The sequence below is a fragment of the Prevotella sp. BV3P1 genome (assembly GCF_000479005.1).
Taxonomy (GTDB): Bacteria; Bacteroidota; Bacteroidia; order Bacteroidales; family Bacteroidaceae; genus Prevotella.
The window spans coordinates 129,643-155,592 of sequence record NZ_AWXC01000004.1; the positions used below are offsets into that span (position 1 = coordinate 129,643).

Genomic DNA, 25,950 nt, shown 5'->3' on the forward strand with positions numbered 1-25,950 from the left:
ATTGTCTGCTGAGAAATAACCCTGAAGGGCATGGTTCTACAGGATGAAGAATATGGATACAAGTGAAATCTTAAAAAAGGTAAGGAAGATTGAGATTAAGACTCGCGGACTGAGTCAGAATATCTTTGCAGGGCAGTATCATACTGCCTTCAAAGGGCATGGTATGGCTTTCTCGGAAGTGAGAGAATACCAGTTTGGTGATGATGTCCGTGATATTGATTGGAATGTTACCGCCCGCTTTAACCGTCCCTACATCAAGGTGTTTGAAGAGGAACGCGAGCTCACGGTGATGCTGCTCATCGACGTCTCTGGCTCATTGGATTTTGGAACTAAGAAGCAAACCAAAAGGGAGATGGCCACAGAGATTGCAGCCACACTTGCCTTTAGCGCCATACAGAACAATGACAAGATTGGGGTAATCTTCTTCTCAGACAGAATAGAGAAATATATCCCGCCCAAGAAAGGGCGTAAACATATTTTGTACATCATACGCGAAATGTTGGATTTTGAGCCTGAGAGTAAGAAGACAGATGTTGCCATGGCTATAGAATACCTCACACGAATGATGAAACGACGCTGCACGGCCTGCGTGTTAAGTGACTTCTACATCCGGCACGACGCCAAGGAATACGATCGCTTTGAGCATGCCATGAATATCGCAAACCATAAACACGATATGGTTGCCGTGCAAATATACGACCCACGTGCCAAAAGCCTGCCAAACATTGGCTTGATGAAAATATGTGACGCTGAGACGGGGCACGAGATGATAATAGATACCTCGTCGGCCAAACTGCGCCGCGCCCATACGGCTTATTGGATGGAACGCAATGCCCAACTTAAGCAAACGTTTGCCAAAAGTGGGGTAGACTGGACGAGTGTGGCAACGGATGAAGACTATGTGAAGGCCATGATGCGACTTTTCGCACAGCGTGGTGTTTAACAAGCTTGTCTGTGGTGGGCGAACCATCTATCTGGTGTGTAAATACCGTATAAGAATGAATGTAAACATAAAATATATCGTTGGTATCTTGCTTTGCCTTTTGTGCAAAACAAGCATGTCTGCCCAAACGGCCGTCGAACAAAAGATTGATTCGGTTGGTATCTTCATAGGGCAGCAGGCTCACATGACTATTGACGTGACGGCTCATGAGCGTGCCAAGATTCAATTTCCATCCCTCAAACCCTCGCAATATTTAGTTCCGGGAGTAGAAATCATAGATGTTTCGGATGCCGATACAACGGCGTTGGACAATCACTTTGTAAAGGTGTCCAAGAAATACACCATCACCTCGTTCGACGAAAAACTATATGCCATTCCCGGGCAGAAAGTAAAGATTGGTGGAAAGGAATATGTGGGTGGCACCTTGGCGTTGAAGGTGGTTACCATGGATGTGGACACGCTGCATCCCAACCAGTTTTTCCCACCAAAGGACGTGCAGGACAATCCTTTCCTTTGGAGTGAATGGAGTCCCATCTTTTGGATGAGCGTCCTCATGTTAGTACTCTGTATCATAGGATTTTATCTCTACCTCAGACTCAAGAACAACAAGCCCATCATAACGCGCATTAAAATCGTTAAAAAGATACCTCCTCACCAGAAAGCCCTTACGGCTATCGAGAAGCTGAAAGTGGAGAAGATGACTACTTCAACCGATCAGAAGACTTACTATACCGAGCTGACTGACACGTTGAGAAAGTACATCGAGGAACGTTTCGGCTTCAACGCCATGGAGATGACCACCACCGAAATCATCTATCATTTGCAGCAGAACGGTGACCGCAAGATGATGGACGAGCTGAAGGGACTGTTCGAAACGGCCGATTTGGTGAAATTCGCCAAGCACGAGGCACTCATCAACGAAAACGACATGAACCTTGTCAATGCCATCAATTTCATTGATCAGACGAAGATTGAGGGGCAGCCTACCGAAGAACGCATCGTACCTAAACTTGATGAGAGTGACAGGCGTAAGCAAAAAAACAGAATGACAATCAAGACCTTACTCTCGGTTATCGCTATCGGTGTGCTGGGTTTGCTGGTTTATGTCATCTATCATGTTTATCTCCTGGTAATATGATTGGGAGCGGATGTGATGTCATTAAAATGAATGAAACGTGGAATTTGTAAATAAAGAATATTTCCTACTGCTGTTGCTGCTCATTCCCTATGTGGTATGGTACTTCCTTTATCGCAAGAGGAGTGAGCCAACCATGCGAATGAGCGATACGCATGCTTATCTGTTCGCACCCAAAAGCTGGCGAATGCGGCTGATTCATCTGCCTATGGTGCTTCGGTGCGTCACTTTCATCCTAGTGGTGTGTGTGCTGGCTCGGCCACAAACGCGCAACTCTTGGGATCAGAGGTCTGTCGAGGGTATTGACATCATGCTGGCTATGGACGTTTCAACGTCTATGTTGGCAGAGGATTTGAGACCCAATAGATTGGAGGCGGCCAAGAATGTTGCAGCCGAATTTATATCAGGCAGGCCCAATGACAACATCGGATTGACGATATTTGCTGGTGAATCGTTCACCCAATGCCCCATGACAACCGATCACGCCTCGCTCTTGAATCTGTTGCGAAACGTTCGTACTGACATCGCTGCGCGTGGATTGATTTCTGATGGTACGGCCGTAGGGATGGGGTTGGCCAACGCTGTTTCACGTTTGAAAGACTCCAAGGCCAAGAGTAAAGTGGTGATTCTCATCACCGATGGTAGCAACAACATGGGTGACATCTCGCCGATGACCAGTGCACAGATTGCCCAGAGCTTGGGCATCAGGGTGTATACCATTGGTGTAGGAACCAACAAGGTGGCTCCTTATCCCATGAGTGTGGGCGGGACGACACAATATGTGAACATTCCAGTGGAGATAGATTCAAAGACCTTGAGTGACATCGCCGCCGTGACGGAAGGCAACTTCTATAGGGCAACCAATAACAAGGAATTGAAACAGATTTACAACGATATAGACAAGTTGGAGAAAACAAAGATGGAAGTCAAGAAATTCTCCAAGCGCTATGAAGCCTTTCAGCCGTTTGCTTTAGCAGCCATCATCAGCTTGCTGTTGGAACTGCTGCTGAGAAATACGATTTTACGTCGTATTCCTTAAATGCTTTATTGCTGAATTTGTCAAACCCGTAAACGTGAGAACGTACAACGGCTGTATAAGCTGTATAATATGTTGAATACAGAAAGTATATGGTAAGATTTGAAGACCCGATATATCTTTGGCTATTAGTCCTGATTCCAATATTGGCATTGGTTCGTTTTGTGGGCTACCGCCGAAGAAGACAGAAATTAAAGAAGTTTGGTGATCTCGAACTCTTGAAGTTGCAGATGGCCGATACCTCGAAGTATCGCCCGTCTGTCAAGTTTTGGTTGTTACAAGCTGCACTGGCTTTACTCATCATCATGTTTGCCCGGCCACAGATGGGGTCGAAGATATCCAACGAGAAACGTAGAGGTATAGAAACTATCATCGCCCTGGACATATCAAACTCCATGCTGGCAGAAGACGTGGTACCGTCAAGATTGGCCAAGAGTAAGCTGATGGTAGAAAACTTGGTGGACAACTTTACCAACGACAAAATAGGGCTTGTGGTGTTTGCTGGAGAGGCCTTTGTGCAACTGCCCATTACGAGTGATTACGTTAGTGCGAAGATGTTTCTGCAGAATGCCGATCCCTCACTCATCACCACCCAAGGCACTAATATAGCGCAGGCCATCCGCTTGTCCATGAACAGCTTTACGCGACAAGATAAAGTGGGGCGTGCCATCATCTTGATTACCGACGGTGAAGACCATGAGGGTGAGGCGTTGGAGGCTGCCGAGGAAGCTCGGAAGAAAGGTATCAACGTATTTATATTAGGTGTAGGTGAAACCAAAGGCGCTCCTATTCCAACGTCTGATGGTGGCTATCTGAAAGATGATAAGGGACAAACCGTCATGACAGCCTTGAATGAGAAGATGTGTCAAGAATTGGCCAAGGCTGGCGAAGGAACCTACATTCACGTTGACAACACGAGCGATGCGCAGAAGCAATTGAATGACGAGCTGGCCAAGCTGCAGAAAGGCGAAACCAACAGCGTCATTTACAGCGAATATGACGAGCAGTTTCAGGCTTTTGCCATTCTGGCTCTCCTGCTGTTGATTCTTGAAATATGCATATTGGAAAGCAAAAATCCAATGCTGAGTAAGGTTCGTCTGTTCAAAAAAAAGGAGAATCGAGAAAGATGAATAATACATTAATCAGATATATGCTGGGCTTGTTTGTCATGGCCATGTGCGTGACAAACGTGTATGCGCAGAGTGACCGACAGTTTATTCGCTCGGGTAACAAGCTGTATCGGTCGCAAAACTATGCCAAGGCAGAAGCTGAATATCGTAAAGCCATCGCGAAAAATGGGCAAAATCCACAGGCTTTGTACAATCTTGGATGTGCGCTGATGATGCAGCAGAAAGATTCTGCGGCGATTGTGCAATATGAAAATGCTGGGAAGTTGGAGAGCAGTAAATCCAGAAAGGCCAAGATATTCCATAATATCGGGGTGATTTGTCAGAATCATCAAATGTATGGAGAGGCGATTGAAGCCTACAAAGAGAGTCTTCGTAACAATCCGGATGACAACGAAACGCGCTACAACCTGGCTCTTTGCAAACGCCAACAGAAAAATCAAAAGCAGAATGGTGGCGAGCAAAAGAAGAAAGATGATCAGAAAGGTAAGGACAAACAGAAGAAAGATGATCAGCAACAAAAGCAACAAGATCAGCAACAACAGCAAAAGAACAAGCCGAAAGATCGGATGAGTAAGGAGAATGCGGAGCAACTCTTAAATGCAGCCACGCAGCAAGAAAAGGCCACACAGCAGCGCATGAAGAAAGCCATGCGGCAGTCGGGCAAGAAAAAGCTGAAGAAGAATTGGTAAACTACACGTGATCTAAAGGATGAATAAGAAAAGGATGAAGCAATATCTTAATTACATATTTATCACCATACTCATTGGTACGTTGTTCCCACTGGTTGGCAACGCGCAATCCATCACCGTGTCGGTGCCGTCCCATGTGTCAGTAGGAGAGAACTTCAGACTGTCGTACACCATCAACACACAAGAGGTAGACGATTTCAGAGCAGGTAACGTTCCAGATGCTATCGAGGTGATTGCAGGGCCGTACACATCCAGCCAATCGAGCTTTCAGATGGTCAACGGTCATACCAGTAGTTCGTCTTCCATCACTTACACCTATACGTTGTATGCCTCCAAGAACGGAACGTACACCATACCGGCAGCACGTGCACGTATCAACGGCAAGACCATCACGTCGAAAACTGCGAAAGTAACTGTGTCAGGTACCGCACGACAGAACAATGGTGCGCCTCAGATGCACGATGACTATGCTGGGGAGGCACAAATGAGAAAGGCTGGTAGCAAGATATCGGGTAACGATTTGTTCATCAAGGTGAGTGCCAACAAGCGAAGAGTGCATGAACAGGAACCCGTCCTGCTGACCTATAAAGTATATACGCTCGTCGACTTGACACAACTGGAGGGTAAGATGCCCGACTTGACAGGCTTTCACACGCAGGAAATCAAGTTGCCACAGCAGAAAAACTTCCATGTGGAAAAGGTCAATGGAAAAAACTATCGCTGCGTTACATGGAGCCAGTATGTCATGTATCCGCAAGTAACCGGAAAATTAGAAATTCCCAGTATCACCTTCAAAGGCATCGTTGTCCAGCAGAACAGGGCTGTCGATCCCTTCGAAGCATTCTTCAACGGAGGCTCTGGTTATGTGGAAGTAAAACGCAATATCGTGGCACCAGGATTGACAGTGCAGGTAGACCCATTGCCTAAGCGTCCATCAGATTTCTCTGGTGGGGTGGGAAAATTCAACCTTTCAGCTTCGGTCAATCACACGGAAGTGAAAGCTGGCGAACCTATATCTCTTCGTGTAGTTGTGGGAGGCGTAGGTAATCTGAAACTGATAAAACAGCCTGACGTTGCATTCCCTAAAGACTTTGACAAGTATGATGCGAAGATAACCGATAAAACCAAATTGACGGCAAATGGTGTTGAAGGCAATATGATTTATGACATACTGGCGGTTCCCAGAAATCAGGGACAGTATGACATACCTCCCATTGCGTTTACTTATTACGACACAGGCCTGAATGGTTACAAAACCATCAAGACACAGGCTTTCAAGATCAACGTAAAGAAGGGTGATGGTAAAGGCTCTTCGGTTGCAGACTATCGACAGGAGAAGGCTAACGACATCAGAGGTCTTAAACTACAAAAGGTGAGAATGCACCGTGTGGATGAGTTCTTCTTTGGTTCTCCGCAATATTGGGTGAGCTTGTTGGTGCCGCTGTTGGCATTTATCATCTTGTTGGTTGTGTTCCGCAAACGTGCTTTAGACCATGCAGACATTGTGAAAATGCGTGGTAAGAAAGCCAACAAAGTGGCGACCAGGCGACTGAAGAAAGCCAGAAACCTCATGGAACACAATAAACAAGCCGAATTCTATGATGAAGTATTGCATGCCTTGTGGGGATATGTCAGTGATAAATTGAACATGCCAGTCGAACAGTTGACTCGAGAGAACATCGCTGACAATTTGCTACAGCAGGCTGTTGATAGCAAAACTATCGATACATTTATCTCGGCACTGGATGAATGTGAGTTTGAAAGATATGCCCCAGGTGACCCATCGGGTAATATGAATAAGACGATTGACTCAGCTATGACCGCGATTATGGAAATAGAAAATGTGATGAAAACGAGCTCAAAACATAAAAACAACTCGACTGTTCATAGCAAAACATTTTTGTTTTGCGTGTTGATGGTGTTCGTTTCACTTTCAGCTTCGGCCATCACCAAGGAGAACGCCGATACCGAATATAAACGAGGCAATTATCAACAGGCCATCAAGGATTATGAGGAATTGCTCAAAAAAGGCGTCAATGCTGACTTGTACTATAATTTGGGAAACGCATACTATCGTACAGATAATATCACACAGGCCATCCTTGCCTACGAACGTGCGCTGATGTTGTCTCCGGGTGACGATGACATTCGTTTCAATTTGCAGTTTGCCACCTCAAAGACTATAGACAAGATTACCCCAGAGAGCGAAATGTTTTTCGTTACCTGGTATCACTCATTGGTCAATTTTACGAGTGTTGACAACTGGGCTGTCATGGCAATTGCATCCATTGTATTGGTGTTGCTGCTTGTGCTCATGTTTCTTTTTGGCCCCAACGAGTTGTTGCGAAAGATTGGCTTTTATGGCGGATGCTTGTTCTTTATCCTCTTTGTTTTCTGTAACTTCTTTGCTTATCAGCAGAAGAATAATCTTCAAAACAGGACGGCAGCCATTGTCATTGCTCCATCCGTCGCAGTCAAGAAGACACCAGCTAATGGAAGTGCAGACGAGTTTGTCATCCATGAGGGCACAAAGGTGGACATCACGGACAAAGGACTCAAAGATTGGCGTGGCATCCGCCTAGCTGATGGGAGAGAAGGGTGGCTGCAAACCCGTCAGATAGAAGAAATATAATACATTATTAATATAGTATCCTGAAGTTGAATATACAAGCATTAACCGATCTGGATCATCAACTGCTGTTTGCGCTGAATGGTTCCGATTCATTGTTTCTAGATGGAATAATGATAACCTTAACGTCCAGTGTGACGTGGATTCCTCTGTATGTCACCTTGTTTTATCTTGTTATCAAGAACAATGAGACGATGATACAGATATTTCTCGTCATTGGTTTTGCTACCTTGTGCTTGCTCCTTTCATCTGGAATGGCCGATGCCTTTATCAAGCCATTGGTGGGTAGGATTCGTCCTTGTAACGATCCGATGCTGAAATACCAAATCGATGTGGTTGACCAATATCGTCCAAGAACTTTTAGTTTCTTTTCAGGTCATGCGTCCAACACGTTTTCTATTGCCCTGTTTCTCTGTCTGTTAGTCAGAAGTAGTTTGTTCAGCATCTTTATGATCACTTGGTCTCTGCTCAATGCCTATACCAGACTATACTTAGGTGTGCATTATCCAAGTGACGTTCTGGTAGGATTCGCTTGGGCAACCGTCGTTGGATTCAGTACCTATTGGATGTATTGTCGGGTGAATCGAAAGCTCTCAGCCAATGCAAATTACATCTCGAGTCAGTACACCCAAACGGGGTATAACTATAAGGACGTTCATCTTGTTATCTTAGTGATGTCTGTATCTTACATGTATGCTATATTTAGAGGATTAGTGTTGTTTACTTAATGAAGGTAAGAACGAAGAAATAAATGGATACAAAACATATACATATTAGTGATTATCAATACGATTTGCCAGATGATCGTATAGCAAAATTTCCTATTGCACAGCGCGATCACAGTAAACTGCTTTTGTACAATCAAGGCAAAGTCAGTGAAGATGTGTTCTATCATCTGAAAGATCATCTCCCGCAGGGGGCATTGATGATTTTCAACAACACCAAAGTCATCCAGGCGCGAATGTACTTTATGAAAAGTACGGGTGCCAGAATAGAGGTGTTCTTGATGGAACCGGCCGCTCCAACTGATTACGAACAGATTTTCCAGACAAAGGGACACTGTGCATGGTACTGCATGATTGGCAATTTGAAGAAATGGAAAGAAGGGCCTCTTTCTCGTTCTTATGAAATAAAAGGGCGTAGTCTTACGCTGACTATAACCAGGAAAAGTCAGCAAAAAGAGGATAATACAGAGGGAAATCTACTGCTGTCAGCACCTGCTACTCATCATTGGGTAGAGTTTGATTGGGATGCAGAAGATATTAGTTTTTCCGAAATATTAGAAGATATGGGCGAGCTGCCCATTCCTCCTTACCTCAATCGAGAAACACAAGAGAGCGACAAGACCACTTATCAGACCGTGTATTCCAAGATAAAAGGGTCGGTGGCAGCTCCAACCGCAGGTTTACACTTTACCAACGATGTGCTCAAGTCGTTAGACGAGCATGGTATCGATAGGGAAGAGGTTACCCTTCATGTCGGAGCAGGAACGTTTAAACCGGTGAAAAGTCAAGAGATAGAAGATCATGACATGCACACCGAGTATATCTGCGTACACCAACAAACGTTGGAGAAGTTGTTGCGACACGATGCAAGTGCTATCGCAGTAGGTACAACCAGTGTGCGGACATTGGAAAGTTTGTATTATATGGGGGGGTATTTGTCAACACACCCCGATGCCTCAGAAGCCGAGCTACATGTCAATCAATGGGCTCCTTACGAGAGAATGCGAGAGGATGGAACCACGGAACAGTTGGATGGCGGATTGATAGACGGCATCACACCGATGCAAGCGATACAAAACGTCCTCGACTATCTCAAGCGTAATCAATTAGGAGCCTTGCACAGCTCAACCCAAATCATCATTGCACCAGGCTATGAATACAAGATTGTGAAGATGTTGATTACCAACTTCCATCAACCACAGAGCACGCTGTTGCTGCTGGTCAGTGCATTCGTTCATGGCGACTGGCGTAAGATTTACGACTATGCGCTGGCACACGACTTCCGTTTTCTCAGTTATGGCGACAGCAGTTTGCTGATACCTTAATCAAGTTTACCACTCGATGTCACGTCGGATGATAACAGACTAATCGTTGAACGGCCATGTGCTGGACACGTTTGGCAGGGCAAGTAGAAATAAACATGTTGGATATTTACATTTTTTTATAAGATGAAGATAGGTGATAAAGTAAGTTTTCTCAGTGAGTCTGGCGGTGGTATCATCGCAGGATTCCAAGGAAAAAACATTGTATTGGTAGAGGATGAAGATGGTTTTCAGATTCCTACTCCCATCAATGAAGTGGTGCTTGTTCGAGAAGACGATTATAGCACCAGCAAAGTTGTGAGTTCCCTTTCACCGAAACCTACTTCCGTGAAGCAGGCCATCAGCCATGCTGAAATGGATGAGGAGGAGGAAGAGATAGAGCAAGACCCGGCTGACAAGGAGATTACCTTCCGTGCTCCGGTAGAAGAACGTAAAGGTGGCAATCAACTTAGTTGCTATCTTGCCTTTGTACCATTGGATATCAAGGAGGTGACCCATACGAGATTCGAATGTTATTTGGTGAACGACAGCAACTATTATGTTCGATTCACTTACCTTGCAGCAGAAGGACAGAGCTGGACATTGAAAGCTACGCAAGAGGTAGAGCCTAATACGAAAGAATTTATCGAGGAGTTTGGTCGTGAGGATTTAAATGAATTGGGTCGGGTAGCCATTCAACTGATAGCCTACAAGCGTGAGAAACCATTCATCTTGAAACCTGTAGTGGATGTGCAGTTCAGAATCGATCCGGTGAAGTTCTACAAGCTTCACACCTTCGAAGAGAACGACTTCTTTGAGCAGCCAGCCTTGTTATACACCATCATCGAAAATGATAAAACCGCGCGTCCGTTGGTTGTAGACCCAACAGCTTTGAAGGCTGAGATGTACCAAAAGGCTGAACAAGATCACACCAAAGTTGCAACATCGGCAAAAACAAAGACCGATCCCTACATGAGCCGGTACGATGACAAGCGCCGAAAAGGTAATCCTTTTGTGATGAAGCATCGGGGTGATGACAATCTTCTGGTGGTTGACCTGCATGCCAACGAGTTGTTGGACTCTACTGCGGGCATGAGTGCCACGGATATTCTGAATTACCAATTGAAGAAGTTTCGTGATACTTTAGCTGAGTATGCTAATAAGAAGGGACAAAAAATCATCTTCATCCATGGTAAAGGTGAGGGTGTGCTGAGGCGAGCGCTCATCAATGACCTGAATTATCGCTACAAGAAATATCCATACCAGGACGCTAGTTTCCAAGAATATGGTTACGGAGCCACGCAGGTGACGATTAAATAAGGAGGAGTTAAAAGGAGTTATGAGGGGAGTTAATGGGAGTAAACGGATAATAGCTTCACAGTATAGTTAAGGAGTTAACGGGAGTTACGGGAGGAGTTAACAGGAGTTAATGGACATTGCTCTTTCAAATAAAAAGAATTTACTGGTAAACTTCAGTTGCTTTCCATTTGCTCCAGTCAAATAATACGAACAACTTTAAATCATACAATATGAAATCAGGATTTATCAAAGTAGCATGTGCAGTGCCACTGGTCAAGGTAGCTGACTGCAAGTACAATGTCGAGCAAACTGAAGCTCAGATTGCTCAGGCAGAAGAGCAGGGTGTCGAAATCATCGTCTTTCCTGAGTTAGGCATCACATCTTACACGTGTCAGGATTTGTTTCAACAGAACCTTTTACTAGATGCGTCAGAAGCTGCTGTACTTCATTTGCTGGACTTTACGCGAAAGTTGGACGTCATTGTCATCGTAGGACTGCCTATCATTGTCGGAGATTTGCTCTTAAATTGCGGCATGGTCATTCAGCAAGGACAGATCATTGGGGTGATTCCAAAGACGTACCTCCCCGATTACAGTGAATTTTATGAGAAAAGATGGTTTGCATCTTCACAAGATTTGAAAGAAACAACCATACGCTATGCCGGACAGCAAATCGTGGTGACGCCCGACCCACAAATCTTCGTGACTGCCGACGGCGTGCAATTCGGTGTAGAAATATGTGAGGACGTGTGGGCACCCGTTCCTCCCAGTAATACATTGGCATTGGCAGGTGCCGACATCATCTTCAATCTCTCGGCCAGTGACGCTGTGGTTGGCAAGTACAACTACCTCAAGAGCCTGCTTTCTCAACAAAGCTCTAGAACCATCACTGGGTATGTCTATGCGGCCAGTGGCTTTGGTGAGAGTACGCAAGACTTGGCTTATGCCGGCAATGGTCTCATCTATGAAAAAGGTACCATGCTGGCAGAGGGGAAACGATTCACCTTCGAAGGACAGATGCATGCCGCACAAATAGATATTGAGATGTTAAGAGCCGAGCGTAGAACCAACTCGACGTATGTCAATGCTCAGCGACAAGTAAATAATTACGCCAAGCAAAAAGGATTCGCTGACAACTTGATTCCTAACCAGTTCGCCATTTTTAGCAGTGGTTCGACCATTCATTACCTGCAATGCCTGCCATGTCAGCGGTCGGATGACTTCAAGCTTGAGCGTGAGATAGATCCACATCCCTTCCTCCCAGATGCAGAACAACTGGATGAAAGCTGTGAGGAGGTACTCAACATCCAGTCGATGGCATTGGCTACGCGCATCAAGCACATTGGCAGTCATAACGTTGTCCTGGGTATCAGTGGTGGCTTGGATTCTACGTTGGCACTGTTGGTTTGCGCGTTGACGTTTGATCAACTTGGGTACGACCGCAAAGGAATCATCGGTGTGACCATGCCTGGCTTCGGAACGACAGACCGAACCTATCACAATGCCATTGGGTTGATGCGCGGACTTGGCATTACCATCAAGGAAATTGATATTCGTAAAAACGTTAACCAGCATTTTGAAGATATAGGACATGATCCCAATGTACATGACGTGACGTATGAAAACAGTCAGGCTCGCGAGCGCACTCAGATTTTAATGGATTTGAGCAATAAGCTCGGAGCCTTGGTTGTTGGAACTGGTGATATGTCCGAATTGGCCTTAGGGTGGGCAACTTATAATGGCGACCACATGTCCATGTATGGTGTTAACGCGGGTGTGCCCAAGACCATGATTAGGTTTTTAGTGCGTTTCTATGCCCAACACCTCACTCGTGAAGACCAGACCTCACGTATCTTGATGGATATCATTGATACACCTATCTCACCCGAGTTGACACCCGCCGACGAGCATGGAGATATTAAGCAAAAGACAGAAGATTTGGTGGGCCCGTACGAGTTGCACGATTTCTTCCTTTATTATTTCTTACGTTTTGGCTTCCGTCCTCGCAAGATATTCTTATTGGCCAAAAAGGCTTTTGCAGAGACCAAACCGCAGCAGCAAGGTTTAGAGGGTGACTCGCTTAAGATGATAGGATATTATGATGAGGAAAATATTAAGAAGTGGCTCAAGGTATTTTGCAAGCGTTTCTTCTCTCAGCAATTCAAGCGTTCATGTTTGCCTGATGGGCCCAAGGTGGTCAGCGTGAGCTTAAGTCCCCGTGGTGATTGGCGCATGCCAAGCGACGCTACCAGCAGACTTTGGTTAGAAGAGTGTGACAGCTTGTAAACAGCGAGGACTGTAAATATTCTGTCAAAGCACACGAAAAATGATGTAAGTTAAACAAATGTCATCATTGATGAAACGATAAGAAGCGTGATTCGTCACGCTTCGCTTCTGCAAAAAATGATTACATAGCTTAAGTTTCACTCCCTCATTAACAACAAAAACTGTTTTAGGGAGTGAAACTTTTGTTATAAAAATCTACATATTGTTTGGCCACCTGCACATAGTCGTGGTGCTTCTTGATATATTCCATGCTTTGTTGTTGAAGCCGTTTCACCCGTTCGGGATGTAGTACCAGCAACTCCAACTCATGCTCTACGCTTTCATAGGATGGTTCAACGTTGATGATGGGCCTTAGCTCCGTTTCATTCAGTATTTCGTAATTCTCCGGTTCGCCGCCACCGATGCAGATAATACCTCGGCTCATGGCCTCCAGAGCGTTCATGGATGGCGTATAACTGTATAGTTGATCCAGGATGGCATCAGAACCATTCATCATCTTTTTATATTCTTCGAAAGGCACGCTTTCGGCAATTCTCAACTGAACTTGATGGGGATATTTGCGCACGATGGCTTGTGCAGCAGCCAACATGATGTCCGTTCCTTTGTAGACCGACCGCTCTTTGTTGATGCCAATAAACAATTTTAATTTGCCGTCTTCTTTATTTTTAACAACGTCGTTGCTTGTTGAAACACGGATAGGATAGGGGATGAAGGTTGTTTTTTGTGGGAAGATTGGCTGATAACATGCCCAATATTCATACAATCCAGCTATAATGCCATGGCAAGAGTTTGCGATATATTCGTTCAACTGTTGTTTATCAGTGCCCAGCCAGTCTTTTCGTTCTTTCAGTGCATCGGGTGTATTTCTCAGTTCGTGTCCCATGTTAAAATCGCTATAGCGCAATGGCATGGTGGTGCAACACGTTTTTACCCAATAGTAGTCCATGCCAAAGGCTGCCAAAAATATCTTCCGATTGTGTCTGCGCAAATAATGGTATATGGGTTCGATGCGGTGTGCCTTTAGTTCGAGGAACATGGGGTTGATGAGCTGCACCACATCAAAACCTCGAAGTTTGGGCAAGAGTGCATACAGTCTTGCCAGATAAGAGATGCCTCCCATCTTGCCCAGTTTCCTTGTCAGGTTAATGTCACGGGGATAATTTTTCCAGAAATCGCCATTGGAAAGAACCGTCACTTGGTGGCCAAGCTGGCGTAAGCCTTCTGCCAAGGTCCAGTGTACGTTACTATATTCTCCAAGGAGTAGTATTTTCATATGCGGTTGCTGTCAAATCGGTATGGTGAACATGTTAGCACCAGCTTGTTAGTAGAATCAAGAATTTCCGACCCATCTTTGTTTGTATCACACTTCTGAACAGACGGTACTTCCAGGTGTAATTCTTTTTCGGGAGTGGGTAGAGCCCTCTTCTCCCCAATCGTTCTATGGTTTTGTTCAAATGGTTGATGCTGTGGGTATATCTGGCTACATTATAGAGATAATCCATCGACAACTGAGCGATACGTCGTCGCATGGCGTTGCGTTCCGTTTCGGGCCATGAGTCCAAACGGTCTTGAAAATGAAAGAGAATGTTTTCTGTGTCTTGAAGCCGTTTCATCAACGTTCGTGGCGCTTTGCTTGTTGTGCAAGAATTCTTACGCCGCCTATAATGATAAGCCCTGGCATCGGTCACATACATCCGCTCTGCGCGCAGAAGGAGTTGTGGCGTAAACTCTTCATCCTCGTTGAGTAAACCTTTTTTAAATTGCAGTCCACAAAGGATGTCCTGCTTGAACAAGTATTTCCACACCATCACTTGCAGATTGTTTTGACTGATATAGGCGCTCCCGGTCATGGGGCCTTGCACAGATGGCGCATTGTTGCCCTTTTTAGAGGAAGATGCAGCGAACGATACCACATCCGCATTCTTGTAGCGTATAATGTCAAGACAGTGTTCGTATGAAAAAGGAATCAGTGCATCGTCGCCGTCAATAAACTGAACATACATGCCATTTGCAACTTTCAAGCCCAGGTTTCTGGCTGCCGCAGCACCTTGGTTTGCCTGCCTGATGTAGGTCAGTTGATTCTGATATGCGGCCAACTCTTGCAAGGAACACACGTCTGATCCGTCATCTACCAATATAATCTCCCGTTCATCCTGCCCCAAAGACAGAGAAAACACGCTTTGCAAACACTCGATAAGTAGGTTGATGGGTAAATTGTAGGTTGTGATGATGAAACTCACCAACGGTGTCTTCGATAAGCCTTGTGAATATATTTGTTGAGTTGGCATAGATGTTTTTCCTATCATTTTACTTACTTTGCTGAGACGTAGCCTGTCTTTTGCAAAGATAATGGTTTTCTTCGTACCTTGGACATTTGCTGCGATAATTCTTTCGTGTTAAAATAATTGTCGACGAAAGTAATAAATGTTCCTAGACGTCGTTTTAACACTGATGACCGTGGAACGACGTAACAACAGCTATACGCATATTTTAAAGTATACCAGTTTGTTTGGTGGTGTAGAAGGCTTCATAGTCTTGATTAGCATCATCCGCAACAAACTTATCGCACTAATCCTGGGGCCAGATGGCATGGGGCTCATGTCCTTATTCAACTCCACCATCAAATTGGTGTCCGATTCTACCAATTTTGGCTTGGGTATGAGTGCGGTCAGAGAGTTGTCTGCCTGTTACGAAACGGGTGATCGGGTTGCCATTCAGCACCAAATCTCTGTGGTTCGGGCTTGGGGCGTCTTCACTTCATTGCTGGGTATGTTCGCATGCGTTGCCTTAAGTCCTGTGTTAGATCGATGGATTTTTGACTGGGGCGACCATTCACTGCATTTTGCTCTGTTGTCCGTCATCATCGGAATGGCTGCCATCACTCGGGTTGAACTGGCTATACTGAAAGCGGTGAGAAAGCTGAGTGCCTTAGCTAAAATCTCTGTTTATCATGTAGTGGGCGCGTTAATCACCTCCATCCCCATGTATTATATATGGGGAGAAACCGCCATCATCCCTTCGCTCATCGTCATGGCGCTCATCCAGATGCTCCTCACGCTTCATTATAGCAACCATCTCTATCCCTTTCGCATCTCGTTTAACACGGCTTTGATGTCAGAAGGCTTGGGAATGATACGCTTGGGTATCGCTTTCGTGTTGACTGGCGTGATTGGCAGTGGCGCTGACCTCTTGATTCGCCGTTATCTCAACATAGCGGGATCGATGGGCACCGTGGGCCTGTATAATGCCGGCTACATGATGACAATGACCTATGCCGGCATTGTTTTTTCTTCCATGGAGTCAGATTATTTTCCTCGGTTGTCTGCCATCAAGGCCAATGGTGCCGCACTGAGCAAGGTTGTCAACAACCAGATAGAGGTATCTTTGCTGCTGGTGGCCCCCATGCTGGTGGCCTTCATCGTGTGCACGCCTATCCTTCTGCCTTTGTTGTACAGCAGCGAATTTATGTCGATACAAGCCATGGTTCAGGTTATCTTGCTGGCTATGTACATGAGAGCCATTAAATTGCCCATTGCCTACATCCCGTTAGCTAAAGGTAACTCCAGGCTCTATCTGCTCATGGAGGGCCTGTACTATGTGGTGTTGGTAGCAGCTGTAATCTACGGCTACAGGCTGTGCGGACTCTTCGGAACAGGTGTGGCCATTACTTTGACTGCCGTTTTTGACTTTTGTTTGCTGTTCTTTTTCATGCATCATACCTACCAATATCAGATTTCTTCATCGGTTGTTCGATACGCGCTCATCCAAATGCCCATCGGACTGCTTGCTTTTTTCCTAACCACGGTGGACAATCCATGGATTTATTGGATGGTAGGCGGCCTTCTTACCACGGTCAGTCTTATCACATCCATGCAAATTCTGCGTAGAAAAACCAATCTTTGGGAGAAGTTGAAGGCCAAATTGACAGGATGGCTCTCTGTGTGAACATGAGCTATTGTGAGTGCCGAAGCATGAATTCCATACGATCATAGTGGTGTTTTTCATCACGTTCAGCAGCTTGAAAATGGTACCTTCTGAGTGATAGATTTGTGTTGTCGAATGGTAGTGGCTATACATCCATTCCAATTCACATGACTTTGGGGTCCAAAGTCAAAGAGATTGGCAGCCAAACTCAATGGGTTTGGCTGCCAATCTCTATGTATTTGTACCTCCTTGATAGACAGGTAAATTACCTGTATGTTTAGAATCTGTAGTCCACTTGTACGTCTACGACCGAGTAATTATGGTTTCCGTCAGCCAAAGAGCGGTCGTTGGTGTAGGCATATTCGGCACTAATCAACATGTTTTTGGTGAACGAGTAGTTGCATCCAATTTCATATTGCGTTTTCGACTGGTTCCATTCTCCTGTTGGGCGGTACATGTCATAGCGCGCTTTTACCCGCAATTTAGATTTGATGATTGGGGCCATCACAAGTGCATAGGCACCATCGGCCTTGTCACCTGCCTTATAATTGATATTGGCATTGGTCGCATTGGATGGATTTTGGTAGGTTTGTGTAAAACTAAAACCAGTAGAATGAATGTATTCAGAGCGGAACGTCCAGTCGTTGACAAGATATTCGGCAGAGAAGGCATAACGGTTTTGCCTCAAAGAGCGTACGCCCGATTGAGTTTGGTTCACGGTCTTGCCACTGGCGTCGGTGGTTGTGATGGGGTTGTGCTGTTCGTCAACCACGTTCCATGTGCCCTTCCGGGCGTAAGTACCCGTCCAACCGAAAGCACCAATTCTCATGCCTTTGACCGGCATTACCCACAGACCGCCAATGATGTCTTTCTTTTGATCCACATCCTTGACGTTGATTCCTTGTCCGTTGAACACGCCTACTTGGTAGTGTAAAAGCTTACGTCCGTGGCTGTTGCTCAAGAAATCACCTTGCAGCTGCAGACCGATGTCGCGGCCGTTGGATGCATGGCCACCCGCCCGGTCATTAAAACCAGTAAGTTTCAGTATGGTTTGCGCATAACTCATGAAGCCTTGCTCCATGGGGTGCATGGGATTTTCAAAGCTGAAGGGCCGCTTGAACTGTCCCATCTTGATTCTTAAATAGTCGGTCTTTTGCCATTCTGCGAAAGCGTCGACGATGCGTGGACTGCTCCCAAGATTGGTTGTATTGCCGTTGAACTGTATTTGGGTCTTCCAATAAAAATCGTTTGCGATTCTACCGTCAAGTGACAGTCGAACCATACGGATGTTGAAAGTGTTTGATTCGGCATCCTTCTGTGAACTATATTTATATTGTGTCATTCCATAACCGGAAAGTTTCACGTTGTTGAGCCATGTAGGCAATTTTACTTGTGCATGGGCTGAAATGGCCATTGCGGCCACCAATGCCAAGAGAGTCTCTTTTTTCATAAGTTAGATGTTAATATCATGATTTTGTTAATTAATGTACAAAATTACTATATTTTTTAGACAATAGACATTATGTTTTATAAAAAACGTGTTGAACAATCGTCTGGCCACACAACCTGCGTGTGCATTTTTCCCTCTTAAAATGTTTTTAACAATTAATGATAGAATAATTTGTCAATATCAAAAAATAAGATTATTTTTGCGGTTGTTTACAAGCAAAGATACAATCTTATGAAGAAATTCTTTTTACCAATTGTCGTATTGGCGATGGTTGTGCTGCTGGGAAGTTGCTCAAGTGGTAAAGATGTACCGTATTTTCAGAATATCGATGAGATTAGTTTGGCTGGATCAAAAGGTCTTTATGATGCCAAGATTATGCCAAAAGACATGCTGACCATTACGGTGAGTACAACTGATCCCGCAGCAGCGGCTCCTTTCAACCTGTCCGTAGGGAACACGGTGGGAGCATCGGGCCAGTTGTCAAACGGTGGTGGTAATCTTCAAGGATATCTTGTTGACAATGATGGAAATATCAATTTCCCCGTCATAGGACACATACACGTTCAGGGTATGACCAAATCGCAGTGTCAGGACATGATTCGTGGAAAGCTGCTGCCTTACATGGCCGCTACAGAGAATCCAATTGTCACGGTGAGGATGTCAAGCTATCGTGTAACGGTCACGGGAGAGGTAAATCGTCCTGGGGTCATTCCGGTATCTACCGAAAAGATGAGCATCGTGGAGGCATTGGCTCAAGCCGGTGACTTGACGGTGTATGGTAAACGAGATAACATCATGCTGATTCGTGAAGATGAGACAGGACAGAAAAAGATGGTTCGGCTCAACATGAATGATGCAAATTTGATTAACTCGCCCTATTATTATCTGCAACAAAACGATATTATATACGTACAGCCTAACAGCGTGAAGGCAAAGAACGCAGGTATCGGTCCGTCAACTACTTTGTGGTTTTCGTTCATAGGTATCGTGACGTCGATTTCATCTTTGTTAATCAGTATTTTGAGATATTAAGAAATAGGATAATGACATTTCAGAAAATGAAGAATACCATGATATGATGTTGTGATATTCTTCATTTTTTTTATTTTGTGAGCCAGCATGACACAACAATTAGCAGATAAGAGGAAAATGATATGGAACCGTTAAAGCATGAATGTGGAGTGGCGATGATTCGCCTGTTGAAACCTTTGAAATATTACCAAGACAAGTACGGCACCTGGCAATATGCGCTCAACAAGTTGTACCTGATGATGGAAAAACAGCATAACCGTGGGCAGGAAGGTGCCGGCATGGCATGCATCAAACTTGGTTCGGAGCCTGGTTCTGAACACATGTTCAGGGAGCGGGCTGAAGGTAAAAATGCCATTCCTGAGATATTTGGTCATGTTAGGAAAGTGTTTAAAGAAGAATCGGTTGAGAACGTTTCAGACATCGAGTATGTGAGAAAGAAACTACCTTTTGCCGGAGAGTTGTACATGGGACACCTGCGTTACTCCACAACGGGGAAGAAAGGACTGTCGTATGTTCATCCTTTCATGCGACGAAACAATTGGAGAGCCAAGAATCTTTGTCTGTGCGGCAACTTCAACATGACAAATGTGGAAGAAATCTTCCAAAAATTGATACAACAGGGACAGTGTCCTCGCATCAACAGTGACAGCTACCTGATGCTCGAGTTTATGGGTCATCGACTGGATCGTGAGGTAGAACGCAATTATGTGAACGCCAAATCGCTGGGATTGGAGAACATGGACATCACCCGTTACATCGAAGACCATGTGCAGATGAGCAATGTGTTGAAGACGACCATGCAAGATTTCGATGGCGGGTACGTCGTTTGTGGCATCACTGGTTCGGGTGAAATGTTCTCTATGCGCGATCCCTGGGGCATTAGACCAGCCTTTTATTATAAGAATGACGAGGTGGTGGTGCTGGCCAGTGAGCGTCCAGTCTTGCAGACAACCTTTGATTTGGAGTGTGATGACATCTGCGAATTGCAACCCGGACAGGCGCTGCTTGTCAAACGTAACGGTGAGTGCACCATCGAACAGATTTTGGAACAGCGCGGCTATTCACCATGCTCGTTTGAGCGAATCTATTTTAGTCGAGGTTCTGATCGTGATATTTACAAAGAACGCAAGAAGCTTGGTGAACTCTTGACACCGGCAGTGTTAAAGGCTATCGATAACGATACGACGCATACCGTCTTCTCGTTCATTCCTAATACGGCGGAAGTGGCGTTCTATGGTTTGTTAGAAGGCTTCAAACAGCACGTTCATCAAAAGAAAATTCAGAAGATACAGTCCTTAGGACATGTGCCTACGGCTGCTGAATTGGAGGTCATCTTGTCTGAGTCGGTTCGTTCGGAGAAGGTGGCTTGGAAAGACATTAAGCTGCGCACCTTTATCACCGAAGGCAATTCGCGCAATGATTTGGCTTCGCATGTTTATGACATTACATACGAGAGCTTGGTGCCTTATCAAGATAATCTGGTGATTATTGATGACAGTATCGTTCGTGGAACGACATTGAAAGAGAGTATTCTGCACATCCTCGATCGCCTTCATCCTAAGAAAATCATCATCGTTTCCAGCGCACCCCAGATACGTTATCCCGATTATTACGGAATAGATATGTCGAGTTTGCAAGAGTTTTGTGTCTTCCGCGCAGCCATCAAGTTGCTGAAGGATCAAGGCAAAGAAGGTACAATTGGTGACGTTTACTCCGCATGTTTGGACGAACTGAAGAAGCCTGTGGAAGAGATGCGCAATTGTGTTCGCGACATCTATGAGCCATTTACGGTGGAAGAGATCAATGAGAAAATCGTTGAAATGCTCCGTCCAAAAGATGTCACCACTCCGATAGAGTTGGTGTTCCAGTCCATTGACGGTCTGCATCAAGCCATTCCTAATCATCGCGGAGATTGGTATTTTACAGGTTTATACCCAACACCCAATGGCATGAAGCTCTGTAATCAGGCTTTCATTGATTACTATGAGAAAGAATATAAACAATCATGATTAAACAATTGATATAATGAAGAATGTGACGCTTGTATTATCTGATGGAACTCGATTCCACGGAAAATCTTTTGGGTTCGATGCACCTGTGGCTGGAGAAGTGGTTTTCAATACAGCCATGATGGGCTATCCAGAGAGTCTGACCGATCCATCGTACGAAGGGCAATTGTTGACACTTACATTTCCTTTGGTGGGCAACTACGGAGTGCCTCCATTTACCATGGAGGAAAATGGTATTCCTTCTTTTATGGAAAGCGAGCGAATACATGCTTCCGCTCTGATTGTATCCGATTACAGCGATTACTACAGCCATTGGAATGCGGTTGAAAGCCTTTCTGAATGGCTGAAACACGAGAAAGTGACGGGCATCACTGGCATAGACACGCGTGAATTGACCAAGGTGTTGCGCGAGAATGGTGTCATGATGGGAAAGATTTTGTTTGATGAAAATCCCGAACGCATCCCCGAAGCTGATTATGCCGGCGTGAATTTCGTTGACCGGGTGAGCTGCAAGGAGGTCATTCGTTACAATGAAGGTGCGGGCAAGAAGGTCGTGCTGGTTGATTGTGGCGTCAAGGCAAACATCATTCGAAGTCTATTAAATCGTGGCGTCGAAGTGATTCGCGTTCCTTGGAACTATGATTATACAGACATGGAGTTCGATGGTTTGTTCTTAGCCAACGGGCCTGGTGACCCCGACATGTGTGAAGAGTCGGTGAATATCATCCGCAAGCAAATCAGTGAGTCACGAAAACCGATTTGCGGCATTTGTATGGGTAATCAATTGTTGGCAAAGGCAGGCGGTGCCACCATCTATAAACTGAAGTACGGTCATCGCTCACATAATCAGCCAGTGCGACAAGTTGGCACCAATAAATGTTACGTCACGAGTCAGAATCACGGATATGCCGTTGACGCAAAGACGTTAGAAGCCGACTGGGAAGAGCTGTTCGTTAACATGAACGACGGGAGCAATGAAGGCATTCGCCATAAAACCAATCCTTGGTTCTCATCTCAGTTTCATCCAGAAGCATGTTCGGGACCGGTTGACACCTCGTTCATATTCGATAAATTCATTGACACATTAAAGTAAGAGAAAACTATGAAAGACGAAAATATAAAGAAAGTTCTGCTACTGGGTTCTGGCGCATTGAAGATTGGTGAAGCTGGTGAATTTGATTATTCTGGTTCACAAGCATTGAAAGCACTTCGTCAAGAAGGCGTCTCCACAGTGTTGATTAACCCGAATATTGCAACGGTTCAGACTTCAGAAGGGGTGGCCGACAAGATTTATTTCCTACCGGTTCAGCCCTATTTCGTGGAGCGTGTCATCCAAAAGGAAAAACCTGACGGCATCCTGTTGTCGTTTGGCGGGCAAACAGCCTTGAATTGTGGCGTGGAATTATATAAGAGTGGCATCCTCGAAAAATACCATGTGCGCGTGCTGGGCACACCTGTTCAGGCCATTATCGATACGGAGGATCGCGAACTCTTCGTGGAGAAGCTGCGCGAGATTGACGTTAAAACCATCAAAAGCGAAGCGTGTGAAAATATTGAGCAGGCTCGCAAAGCCGCCAAAAGCTTAGGCTACCCTGTGATTATCCGTGCCGCTTATGCTCTTGGAGGACTGGGTAGTGGATTCTGTGACAACGAGGAAGAACTGAACAAACTGGCTGAAAAGTCATTTTCTTTTTCGCCACAAGTGCTCGTAGAAAAGAGCTTGAAGGGATGGAAGGAAATAGAATATGAGGTGGTTCGCGACCGTTATGACAATTGTGTCACCGTATGTAACATGGAAAACTTCGACCCGCTTGGCATTCATACAGGTGAGTCGATTGTCATCGCGCCTTCACAGACTTTGTCAAACAGTGAGTACCACAAGCTGCGTGAGTTGTCTATCAGAATCATCCGACACATCGGAATCATTGGGGAGTGTAACGTTCAGTATGCATTTGACCCTGAAAGCGAAGACTACCGCGTCATTGAAGTGAATGCAAGATTGAGCCGCAGTTCCGCTTTGGCCAGCAAGGCCACGGGCTATCCCTTGGCGTTTGTGGCGGCAAAGTTAGGAATGGGTTACGGCTTGTTCGACCTAAAGAACTCTGTCACCAAGACCACCAGTGCTTTCTTTGAACCGGCTCTTGACTATGTAGTTTGCAAAATTCCACGTTGGGACTTGTCCAAATTCCGTGGTGTTGACAAAGAATTGGGCTCTTCGATGAAGTCCGTTGGAGAAGTGATGGCCATCGGCCGCAACTTTGAAGAGGCTATCCAAAAGGGACTTCGCATGATTGGACAAGGGATGCACGGCTTTGTGGAGAACAAAGAACTTGAGATTGAGAACATCGACGAGGCTTTGCGCGAGCCAACCGACAAGCGCGTGTTCATCATCTCCAAGGCCATGCACAAGGGATATACCATTGATCAAATACACGAGTTGACCAAGATTGACAAGTGGTTCTTGCAGAAGCTCAAGCACATCATCGATATAGACGAAGCACTGAAGCACTGTACCAGTATCAATGTCCTGGACAAGGAGTTGCTGCGTACGGCCAAAGTTTATGGCTTCACTGACTTCCAGATTGCGCGTGCCGTAGGTCTTGAGGCCGAAATGGCCAACATGCACCAGGCCATGCTCGTGGTTCGGAAACTCAGAAAGTCATACGGAATTTTGCCTGTAGTGAAGCAAATCGACACCTTGGCGGCCGAGTATCCGGCACAAACCAATTATCTATATATGACTTATGCGGGCGTTGCCCATGATGTGGCGTTTGAGAAAGACAAACAATCCATCATCGTGCTGGGGTCGGGCGCTTACCGTATCGGCAGTTCGGTTGAGTTCGACTGGTGTGGGGTGCAGGCGTTGAACACCATCCGACGGGAAGGTTATCGGTCGGTGATGATCAATTATAACCCCGAAACCGTTTCGACCGACTACGATATGTGCGACCGTCTGTATTTTGACGAACTTACTTTCGAGCGTGTTATGGATATCGTTGAGCTTGAAATACCGCATGGTGTCATCGTGTCAACCGGCGGTCAGATTCCCAACAATCTGGCAATGAAACTTGACGAGCAGCATGTGCCCATCTTGGGAACAGCCGCCAAGGACATCGACCATGCTGAGGATCGCGCTAAATTCTCTTCCCTGTTGTCGCAACATGGTATCAACCAGCCAGAGTGGAGGGCGTTGACCTCCATGGACGACATCAATGAATTTGTTGATAGAGTAGGGTTTCCGGTATTGGTTCGCCCATCTTATGTACTCTCAGGCGCTGCCATGAACGTGTGCTCTAATAAGGAAGAGTTGGAAAGATTCTTGAAATTGGCAGCCAACGTGAGTGAGGATCATCCCGTTGTGGTGTCCAAGTTCATCGAAAATGCCAAGGAAATCGAGATGGATGCTGTCGCCATGAAGGGCGAAATCATGGCCTACGCCATATCAGAACACATCGAGTTTGCCGGCGTTCATTCAGGAGATGCAACCATTCAGTTCCCTCCACAGAAACTGTATGTCGAAACCGTTCGTCGCATCAAACGAGTGAGTCGTCAGATTGTCAGTGCACTGCACATCAATGGCCCATTCAACATTCAGTTCATGGCCCGTGACAACGATATTCTGGTCATCGAGTGTAACTTGCGTGCCTCACGTTCATTCCCGTTCGTCAGCAAGGTGCTGAAGCTCAATCTCATTGATTTGGCTACGAAGATTATGCTCGGAATACCTGTTGAGAAACCCAGGAAAAACCTGTTTGATTTGGATTATGTGGGCATAAAAGCCTCGCAATTCTCGTTCAACCGCTTGCAGAAGGCCGATCCGGTCTTGGGTGTAGACATGTCGTCTACCGGTGAAGTGGGTTGTTTGGGCGATGACACCAATCAGGCGTTGTTGAAGAGTATGCTCAGTGTAGGTCACCGCATCCCCAAACATACCGTATTGCTTTCAACGGGTGGAGCAAAGCAGAAGGCGGAAATGCTGGATGCGGCGAAGATGCTGAAGCAGCATGGATACGATCTTTATGCAACGGCAGGGACCAGTCAGTATCTCAACGAAAACGGTATTGATAATACCATGGTATATTGGCCAAGCGATGAAGGAAAAGAACCGCAGGCTCTCACGCTGTTGCATGAACATAAAATAGATATGGTGGTGAACATTCCGAAAGACCTTACACCACGTGAATTGACCAATGGCTACATGATTCGTCGCGCAGCCATCGATCTCAATGTGCCACTAATTACAAACAGTAGATTGGCCAGTGCGTTTATATCCGCCTTCTGTACCCTGAATATGGACGATATTGACATCAAGGCATGGGATGAGTTCAAGTAAGTTTTTAAGTTTTTGAGTTGGTGAGTTTTT

General features: G+C 45.5%; 18 protein-coding genes. 15 read left to right on the top strand and 3 right to left on the bottom strand.

Going from position 1 to position 25,950, the window contains the following annotated elements:
- Nucleotides 1–52 precede the first annotated feature (52 nt).
- From HMPREF1254_RS00760 to HMPREF1254_RS00805, 10 genes are all read left to right on the top strand, one after another.
- Complete coding sequence (locus HMPREF1254_RS00760) at nucleotides 53–943, top strand: DUF58 domain-containing protein (RefSeq protein WP_036872406.1); 891 nt, start codon at nucleotides 53–55, stop codon at nucleotides 941–943.
- Between the two features lie 55 nt (nucleotides 944–998).
- Nucleotides 999–2,081: a hypothetical protein gene (locus tag HMPREF1254_RS00765; RefSeq protein WP_036878409.1), complete on the top strand. Its 1,083-nt coding sequence runs from the start codon at nucleotides 999–1,001 to the stop codon at nucleotides 2,079–2,081.
- A gap of 37 nt (nucleotides 2,082–2,118) precedes the next feature.
- Nucleotides 2,119–3,117, top strand: a complete 999-nt coding sequence (locus tag HMPREF1254_RS00770; protein ID WP_023056634.1) for a vWA domain-containing protein — start codon at nucleotides 2,119–2,121, stop codon at nucleotides 3,115–3,117.
- A gap of 89 nt (nucleotides 3,118–3,206) precedes the next feature.
- Nucleotides 3,207–4,244 carry a vWA domain-containing protein gene (locus HMPREF1254_RS00775; protein ID WP_023056669.1) on the top strand — a complete coding sequence of 346 codons (1,038 nt, stop codon included), beginning with the start codon at nucleotides 3,207–3,209 and terminating at the stop codon, nucleotides 4,242–4,244.
- Nucleotides 4,241–4,933 (top strand): tetratricopeptide repeat protein, encoded by a 693-nt coding sequence (locus HMPREF1254_RS00780; RefSeq protein ID WP_036878357.1) that lies wholly within the window; start codon nucleotides 4,241–4,243, stop codon nucleotides 4,931–4,933. Before HMPREF1254_RS00775 ends, HMPREF1254_RS00780 begins: the two co-directional genes overlap by 4 nt.
- Nucleotides 4,934–4,952: 19 nt before the next feature.
- A complete protein-coding gene (locus HMPREF1254_RS00785) occupies nucleotides 4,953–7,565 on the top strand; it encodes a BatD family protein (protein WP_081699017.1) in 2,613 nt (870 codons plus the stop codon).
- A gap of 26 nt (nucleotides 7,566–7,591) precedes the next feature.
- A complete protein-coding gene (locus tag HMPREF1254_RS00790; RefSeq protein ID WP_023056644.1) occupies nucleotides 7,592–8,290 on the top strand; it encodes a phosphatase PAP2 family protein in 699 nt (232 codons plus the stop codon).
- A gap of 23 nt (nucleotides 8,291–8,313) precedes the next feature.
- Nucleotides 8,314–9,612, top strand: coding sequence for an S-adenosylmethionine:tRNA ribosyltransferase-isomerase (locus tag HMPREF1254_RS00795; RefSeq protein ID WP_023056627.1), 1,299 nt, complete (start codon nucleotides 8,314–8,316; stop codon nucleotides 9,610–9,612).
- A 123-nt stretch (nucleotides 9,613–9,735) separates the two neighbouring features.
- Nucleotides 9,736–10,908 carry a DUF2027 domain-containing protein gene (locus tag HMPREF1254_RS00800; RefSeq protein ID WP_023056713.1) on the top strand — a complete coding sequence of 391 codons (1,173 nt, stop codon included), beginning with the start codon at nucleotides 9,736–9,738 and terminating at the stop codon, nucleotides 10,906–10,908.
- Between the two features lie 209 nt (nucleotides 10,909–11,117).
- The gene (locus tag HMPREF1254_RS00805) at nucleotides 11,118–13,172 is read left to right on the top strand and encodes an NAD(+) synthase (protein ID WP_023056715.1); all 2,055 of its coding nucleotides are present in this window, start codon (nucleotides 11,118–11,120) and stop codon (nucleotides 13,170–13,172) included.
- 166 nt (nucleotides 13,173–13,338) lie between these two features.
- On the opposite strand, the gene HMPREF1254_RS00810 is transcribed toward HMPREF1254_RS00805, so the two are convergent.
- On the bottom strand, nucleotides 13,339–14,445 hold the full coding sequence (locus HMPREF1254_RS00810) for a glycosyltransferase family 4 protein (RefSeq protein WP_023056720.1): 1,107 nt from the start codon (nucleotides 14,443–14,445) through the stop codon (nucleotides 13,339–13,341).
- Nucleotides 14,446–14,479: 34 nt separating this feature from the next.
- On the bottom strand, nucleotides 14,480–15,460 hold the full coding sequence (locus HMPREF1254_RS00815) for a glycosyltransferase (RefSeq protein ID WP_036890756.1): 981 nt from the start codon (nucleotides 15,458–15,460) through the stop codon (nucleotides 14,480–14,482).
- Between the two features lie 136 nt (nucleotides 15,461–15,596).
- Between HMPREF1254_RS00815 and HMPREF1254_RS00820 the strand changes: the two genes are divergently transcribed.
- A complete protein-coding gene (locus tag HMPREF1254_RS00820; protein WP_231385780.1) occupies nucleotides 15,597–17,117 on the top strand; it encodes an oligosaccharide flippase family protein in 1,521 nt (506 codons plus the stop codon).
- Nucleotides 17,118–17,373: 256 nt separating this feature from the next.
- Here the strand turns inward: HMPREF1254_RS00820 and HMPREF1254_RS00825 are convergent, their stop codons facing one another.
- Nucleotides 17,374–18,546: a porin gene (locus HMPREF1254_RS00825; protein WP_023056670.1), complete on the bottom strand. Its 1,173-nt coding sequence runs from the start codon at nucleotides 18,544–18,546 to the stop codon at nucleotides 17,374–17,376.
- Nucleotides 18,547–18,777: 231 nt separating this feature from the next.
- On the opposite strand from HMPREF1254_RS00825, the gene HMPREF1254_RS00830 reads away from it, so the two are divergent.
- The 4 genes from HMPREF1254_RS00830 to carB all read left to right on the top strand — a co-directional run bounded on the left by HMPREF1254_RS00830 (nucleotide 18,778) and on the right by carB (nucleotide 25,920).
- On the top strand, nucleotides 18,778–19,578 hold the full coding sequence (locus HMPREF1254_RS00830; protein WP_023056706.1) for a polysaccharide biosynthesis/export family protein: 801 nt from the start codon (nucleotides 18,778–18,780) through the stop codon (nucleotides 19,576–19,578).
- Nucleotides 19,579–19,700: 122 nt separating this feature from the next.
- Nucleotides 19,701–21,587, top strand: a complete 1,887-nt coding sequence (locus HMPREF1254_RS00835) for a glutamine amidotransferase (protein WP_023056653.1) — start codon at nucleotides 19,701–19,703, stop codon at nucleotides 21,585–21,587.
- Nucleotides 21,588–21,603: 16 nt separating this feature from the next.
- Nucleotides 21,604–22,680: a glutamine-hydrolyzing carbamoyl-phosphate synthase small subunit gene (gene carA, locus HMPREF1254_RS00840; protein ID WP_023056677.1), complete on the top strand. Its 1,077-nt coding sequence runs from the start codon at nucleotides 21,604–21,606 to the stop codon at nucleotides 22,678–22,680.
- Between the two features lie 9 nt (nucleotides 22,681–22,689).
- A complete protein-coding gene (gene carB / locus HMPREF1254_RS00845; RefSeq protein WP_023056673.1) occupies nucleotides 22,690–25,920 on the top strand; it encodes a carbamoyl-phosphate synthase (glutamine-hydrolyzing) large subunit in 3,231 nt (1,076 codons plus the stop codon).
- The last annotated feature ends 30 nt before the right edge of the window (nucleotides 25,921–25,950 follow it).

Bases quoted from the DNA above. Each gene is read 5' to 3' on its own strand.
- HMPREF1254_RS00760 (WP_036872406.1), top strand. From the start codon at position 53: ATGGATACAAGTGAAATCTTAAAAAAGGTAAGGAAGATTGAGATTAAG.
- HMPREF1254_RS00765 (WP_036878409.1), top strand. From the start codon at position 999: ATGAATGTAAACATAAAATATATCGTTGGTATCTTGCTTTGCCTTTTG.
- HMPREF1254_RS00775 (WP_023056669.1), top strand. From the start codon at position 3,207: ATGGTAAGATTTGAAGACCCGATATATCTTTGGCTATTAGTCCTGATT.
- HMPREF1254_RS00780 (WP_036878357.1), top strand. From the start codon at position 4,241: ATGAATAATACATTAATCAGATATATGCTGGGCTTGTTTGTCATGGCC.
- HMPREF1254_RS00785 (WP_081699017.1), top strand. From the start codon at position 4,953: ATGAATAAGAAAAGGATGAAGCAATATCTTAATTACATATTTATCACC.
- HMPREF1254_RS00795 (WP_023056627.1), top strand. From the start codon at position 8,314: ATGGATACAAAACATATACATATTAGTGATTATCAATACGATTTGCCA.
- HMPREF1254_RS00800 (WP_023056713.1), top strand. From the start codon at position 9,736: ATGAAGATAGGTGATAAAGTAAGTTTTCTCAGTGAGTCTGGCGGTGGT.
- HMPREF1254_RS00805 (WP_023056715.1), top strand. From the start codon at position 11,118: ATGAAATCAGGATTTATCAAAGTAGCATGTGCAGTGCCACTGGTCAAG.
- HMPREF1254_RS00810 (WP_023056720.1), bottom strand. From the start codon at position 14,445: ATGAAAATACTACTCCTTGGAGAATATAGTAACGTACACTGGACCTTG.
- HMPREF1254_RS00815 (WP_036890756.1), bottom strand. From the start codon at position 15,460: ATGCCAACTCAACAAATATATTCACAAGGCTTATCGAAGACACCGTTG.
- HMPREF1254_RS00820 (WP_231385780.1), top strand. From the start codon at position 15,597: ATGTTCCTAGACGTCGTTTTAACACTGATGACCGTGGAACGACGTAAC.
- HMPREF1254_RS00825 (WP_023056670.1), bottom strand. From the start codon at position 18,546: ATGAAAAAAGAGACTCTCTTGGCATTGGTGGCCGCAATGGCCATTTCA.
- HMPREF1254_RS00830 (WP_023056706.1), top strand. From the start codon at position 18,778: ATGAAGAAATTCTTTTTACCAATTGTCGTATTGGCGATGGTTGTGCTG.
- HMPREF1254_RS00835 (WP_023056653.1), top strand. From the start codon at position 19,701: ATGGAACCGTTAAAGCATGAATGTGGAGTGGCGATGATTCGCCTGTTG.
- carA (WP_023056677.1), top strand. From the start codon at position 21,604: ATGAAGAATGTGACGCTTGTATTATCTGATGGAACTCGATTCCACGGA.
- carB (WP_023056673.1), top strand. From the start codon at position 22,690: ATGAAAGACGAAAATATAAAGAAAGTTCTGCTACTGGGTTCTGGCGCA.